General features: G+C 67.7%; 5 protein-coding genes. 3 read left to right on the top strand and 2 right to left on the bottom strand.

Translation table 11 applies throughout. The annotated features are described in order from the left end of the window. The first annotated feature begins 219 nt into the window (after nucleotides 1–219). From VF468_11885 to VF468_11875, 3 genes are read left to right on the top strand one after another with little or no spacing between them, the layout of a single operon-like run. Nucleotides 220–1,176, top strand: a complete 957-nt coding sequence (locus VF468_11885; GenBank protein HEX5878998.1) for an extracellular solute-binding protein — start codon at nucleotides 220–222, stop codon at nucleotides 1,174–1,176. A gap of 2 nt (nucleotides 1,177–1,178) precedes the next feature. Further along, nucleotides 1,179–2,792, top strand: a complete 1,614-nt coding sequence (locus tag VF468_11880) for an iron ABC transporter permease (GenBank protein ID HEX5878997.1) — start codon at nucleotides 1,179–1,181, stop codon at nucleotides 2,790–2,792. Beyond that, nucleotides 2,785–3,744: an ABC transporter ATP-binding protein gene (locus VF468_11875; GenBank protein HEX5878996.1), complete on the top strand. Its 960-nt coding sequence runs from the start codon at nucleotides 2,785–2,787 to the stop codon at nucleotides 3,742–3,744. The genes VF468_11880 and VF468_11875 overlap by 8 nt, the downstream gene beginning before the upstream one ends. On the opposite strand, the gene VF468_11870 is transcribed toward VF468_11875, so the two are convergent. After that, nucleotides 3,741–4,571: a DUF6390 family protein gene (locus VF468_11870; GenBank protein ID HEX5878995.1), complete on the bottom strand. Its 831-nt coding sequence runs from the start codon at nucleotides 4,569–4,571 to the stop codon at nucleotides 3,741–3,743. The two genes, VF468_11875 and VF468_11870, sit on opposite strands and share 4 nt — an antisense overlap. Beyond that, on the bottom strand, nucleotides 4,568–4,813 hold the full coding sequence (locus tag VF468_11865) for a HypC/HybG/HupF family hydrogenase formation chaperone (protein ID HEX5878994.1): 246 nt from the start codon (nucleotides 4,811–4,813) through the stop codon (nucleotides 4,568–4,570). Before VF468_11865 ends, VF468_11870 begins: the two co-directional genes overlap by 4 nt. Nucleotides 4,814–4,841 lie beyond the last annotated feature (28 nt).

Here is a 4,841-nt window from a genome sequence, read left to right as displayed (position 1 = left end):
TCGGCGATGTTCGTGCTCATTGGGTGCTCCTTCTCCCCTGCTCTCTAGAGCAGCATGGCACTTGATCACGAAGCGCTGTTACCGCCCGCTACGGCGCTGGAGCCAGCGGTCGGGCAGGAATGTTCGGGCTCAGCCCACCACTGCAGGTCGGTCGCCCTAACGGCTGTGCTGCGTAACGCCTCTCGCCAGATCCGACGTGGCGAAGTTACCGTGACGAACATGACCACGTGGCGACGACGCACGGTGTGGCTGGCGGCCCTGCTCCTGCTCTGGACTCTCGGCGCCTGCGGCAGTCCGACTGCCACCACCATTACCACGGCGACACCGATCACGCTCTACACATGCGTCAACGACACAACAATCCAACCGGTGATCCAGAAGTTCGAGGCACACGCCGGCGCGAAAGTCGACCTCTTCCGGGCACCGACCGGTCAGCTCAACGCCCGGGTCGCCAGTGATGTCCGCAGCGGCGGTCTGAAGGCCGACGTGATTTGGGCGTGCGATCCACTCACCATGCAGGACTACGTTGCTCAGGGCCTAGTCGGAGGCTGGACGCCGCAGACCGACATTCCGGAGACTGTACGCACCCCGGACTACGTTGGCGTCGCTTTCCTCTACATGGTGGCCCTGACCCGGAAGAGCGCTCCCGCGCCGGCCGCCTGGACCGAACTCTCCCGCGCCGGGAAGGTCGCCGTACCCGATCCGAACGTTGCGGCTTCGGCGCTTGGCGCGCTGGGCTACTTCGGGCCCGACTTCTACGCCGATCTCAAGGACAAAGGCGCGGTCCAGGTGAGCACGCCGGATGACGTCGCGACCGGTGTTGCCCAGGGAATTTATGACGCCGGCATGACGATCGCCAACTCCGCGTACGCGGTTCAGAAGAGCGGCTCGCCCGTCACGGTGTCCTGGCCGAAGCCCGGCGCGGTCGCCATCTATGGCCCCATCGCGCTGTCCAAGACCACCACGAACTCCGGCCCCGCGCAGGACTTCGTCAGCTATGTGGCTAGCCGTGATGGCCAGACCATCGTCGGGAGCTCGGGCTCATATCCGACGCTGCCGGATGTAGCCGGCCCGACCAAGCCCGAGGACGCGCCGACCGTCAATCCCGACTGGCAGTCGCTGGCGAGTCAAAAGGCGACGCTACTCAGCGACTACGCGAAGATCTTCGGCGGCTGAGCGTGCGTTCCGGCCTGGCGCGGTCGGCCATCGCACTCCTACTGGCCTGCATTACCGCCGTCGTCGTGGTGCCGATGCTAGTCCTGCTGCGAACCAGCTGGGTCGAGGGTCGTGGCCGGCTGGCCGAGGTCATAACCGATCCCGACTTCGGCTCCGCGGTCGCGAACTCATTCGGGCTTTCGGTGGCGGTCACCGGGTTGGCGGTTCCGGTCGGGGTGGCGATCGCGCTGGCACTCAGGGACCCCCGACTCCCCGGGCGTGACTTCTGGCGGGCTGCCGTGCTGCTGCCAGTGCTCGTGCCCGACTTCGTACTGGCTTACAGCTGGCTGCGCGCGTACGCGCGGGCGGGGTTGTCCTCCGACGCGTTCGGGTTCGCCTGGCCGCAAGTACAGGGGCCGGTGGGCGTCACAGTCATCGTGGCTTCGCAGGCGGTTCCTCTGGTCTACCTCGTCACGGTGGTGGGGCTCAGCACTCGCGCCGAACCGGCCACCGAGCGGGCCGGCCGCGCATCCGGTGCTCGTCCCGTGACCGTGCTGCGGACGATCACGTTGCCGCTGCTCGGACCGGCGATTGCGACTGCGGCAGTGCTCATCTTCGTCCTCACCCTTGGCACCTTCGCCGTGCCGCAGGTGATCGGTGCTCCAGCTGGCTTTAGCACGATCACCACCCGGATCTATGCCGACCTCGCCCTGGGCAGCGACCCGCAGAGCTTCGTCGACGCGATCACCTTGGCCGTATTGCTGATGGTGATCACATTGATCGTTGTCACACCGGCCGACCGATTACTCGGCGGGCGACTGTCCCTCAGCCGTACCTCCGCTCGGGACTCCGACTGGGGAACTGCCAGCCGCAGGCCGCGGATCCTCGTCCCCATCGCGCTGGCCCTCTATCTGATCTTCACCTGCGGCCTGCCGCTGCTGGCGCTGGTCAGCGCGGCTTTTACCCGCGCGGTAGGCGTGGCGCCGACGCCTGGAAATTGGACGCTCGACAACTTCCTCGCCGTTCTCACTCCGCGTACCGGGGAGGCACTGGGCCGCAGCCTGCTCCTTGCCGTGGCCGCTGGATCCATCCTGCTGGTGCTTGGGGGGTGCACGGCGGCTTTGAGCCGCACGCGCAGCGGGCGCGCGGTAAGCGTCCTGGTTGCCCTCACCCTGGTGCTGCCGGGATCGGTTCTCGCGATTGGCTTGCTGATCGGCTACGGCCGCTGGCTCGCCGACACGGTGTTGATCATCCTGCTCGCCTACCTGGGCAAGCTCTGGGCCTTGGCGCACCGTCCCGTTGCCGCCGCGGTGGATCGGTTAGCGACGGCGGGACTGCAGGCTGCCCGGGCCAGCGGTGCCAACCTACCGACCGCGCTCGCCACAGTCGTGCTACCGCTTTTGCGCCCAGCCTTGATCGCCGCCTGGGCATTGTGCTTCCTGACCGCCCTGCATGAGGTGACCATGTCGAGCTTGCTCTACGGGCCGGGCACCGAGACATTGGCCGTTGTGGTGCTGAACAGTGCCGACCTGGGCCGGATCGGCGTGGCGGCAGCGCTCTCGGTGCTCGTGACCGTTGTCGTGGTGGTTCCCGGCGGGGCGTTGTGGATGCTAGGTAGGCGCAGCCGCCATGCCTGACGTCCTGCAGCTACGCGACATATCACTGGCGTACGCGGCGATCCCCGTTCTGGATTCGGTGAACCTCACCGTGGCCGAGGGAGAGGTGCTGGCCCTGCTCGGGCCTTCGGGCTCTGGCAAGTCAACGCTGTTGAACGCGGTCGCCGGGTTCCTCCCGCTGCGCAGCGGTGAGATCTTCCTGCGGCAGCGCCGGGTGGCGACAGTCGGCTCGGCGGAACCGCCCGAGAAGCGGGAGATCGCCCTGGTCTTCCAGGACTACGGGCTATGGCCCCACCTCACCGCCCTGGACACAGTCGCATACCCGCTACGGCGCCGCGGCGTACGTCGCGATCCTGCCCGTGCGGAGGCGCAGCAGCTCCTGGATCGGCTCGGTGTCGGCCAGCTGGCCAGCCGGAAGCCCGCGCAGCTATCCGGAGGAGAGCAGCAGCGCGTCGGCCTGGCCCGCGCGATGGCTCGGCAAGCGGCGCTCTATCTCTTCGATGAGCCGACCGCGCATCTGGACGCCCAAGTACGCGACGTCTTCTTGGCCGAGCTCGCGGCTCGGCGGCGGGAGTTGGGGGCGGCGGCTATCTACGCCACGCACGACGCAGCCGAGGCCCTGGGACTGGCCGACCGGGTCGCACTGCTGGTCGACGGACGGGTGATCCAGGTTGGTACCCCACAGCAGGTCTACGCTCAACCGATCAATGCGGCCGCGGCTCGCCTCACCGGCCCGGTCTCGCTGCTGGCCGGGTCGGATGTCGCGGTGCTGGTCCGGCCTGATTGGGCCAAGCTGGGCGGCGACCGCACCGGGATCGTCGCCGATGTCTGGTTTCGCGGCTCGTACACCGACTATGTCCTGGACACCCCGGATGGTCAGCTTCAGCTGCGGGCGGCGGGGTTCCCGGCTCACAGAAGAGGCGAGGAAGTCAGCTGGTCGTTGGACCACTCCTGGACGCTGCCAGGCGATTAGCCATCGAGCAGGGCAGCCGGACCGGCGTGCAGATTGCCGTCGTTGACGATCTGTAGGTGGCGCAGCGTGAAGCTGCGCAGGTACTCGACCTGCCGGATAGTCAGCCGGTCGCAGACCCACTCCCAGTGCAGCGAGACCCAGTCCCCCGGTTCGAGCTCACCGCTCATGCTGATCCCGTCCAGGGAGCGCACCGCGGTTTCCGATATGGGTTCTCCGAGACCCAGGACGCGGCCGTCCCAGGTCAGCTGGCGGGACTCGACGACGACCTGGTCTCCCATGACCGCGCGTACCTGCCCCCAGCGGATCCGACATCGATCGAGCACGGTAAGCGCGTGCTTGGCCTTGCGGCCGTCGCTCAGCAGCCCCGTCCAGGGATAGATGCAGAACACCGCGAAGCTGTGATGCGGCACGCCGCCAGCGAGGACACTCGTGGCGAGCGTAGGGAACTTGCCACCGGTCAGTCGGCGGAACCGCTCCTCCATCGAATTGCCAACCGCGCGGGTGCTCACGTTGTCGAGCCGCGGGCTGCCGACCCAGTAGGCCTCGACCACCCGGGAGTCGAGCGGATCAGCCACCCCGGTCGCGGAGGCGATCAGCTCAAGGTAGGGCCAGGCCCCGGCGAACTGCTGCGCCAGCGCCCGCAGGCCGCGGTCGTCAGCCCCGGCGACGCCGTAGTGGAAGAACGCGTCATGGTCGCCGGGCCCGCAGTAGCCGTGGAAGTTGGGCGGAAAGGCGTACCGGGCAAAAAGCACAGGGCCGGGCACGCCTCGCCGCTCGCTCGCAGCACGTCGTGCGGTGGTGCCGCCAATGTCGGAGTCACTCCTCATGTCTGCGGCCTGCCCATCAGCTCCAATCCGGCAAGGGCTTGGCGCGCCTCCGCCTCGTCGATCCGTTCCAGAGCGAATCCCATATGGATCAAGACCCAGTCACCCGGACCGGGCGGGTCTTCGTCGGGCTCCAGCAGGCCGAGGTTGATCCGGCGCCGGGCGCCCTGCACGTCGACCATCGCCAGCTCCCCACCGTGTTCGGTTAGCACCTCGACCACCTGACCCGGTATTCCTAGGCACATTTCAGTCGGCCTCCTCTTCACGACCTGC

The sequence above is a fragment of the Actinomycetota bacterium genome (assembly GCA_036280995.1).
Classification (GTDB): domain Bacteria; phylum Actinomycetota; class CALGFH01; order CALGFH01; family CALGFH01; genus CALGFH01.
The sequence above is the reverse complement of the archived record's forward strand: the minus strand, read 5'-3'. Positions and strand labels throughout refer to the sequence as shown.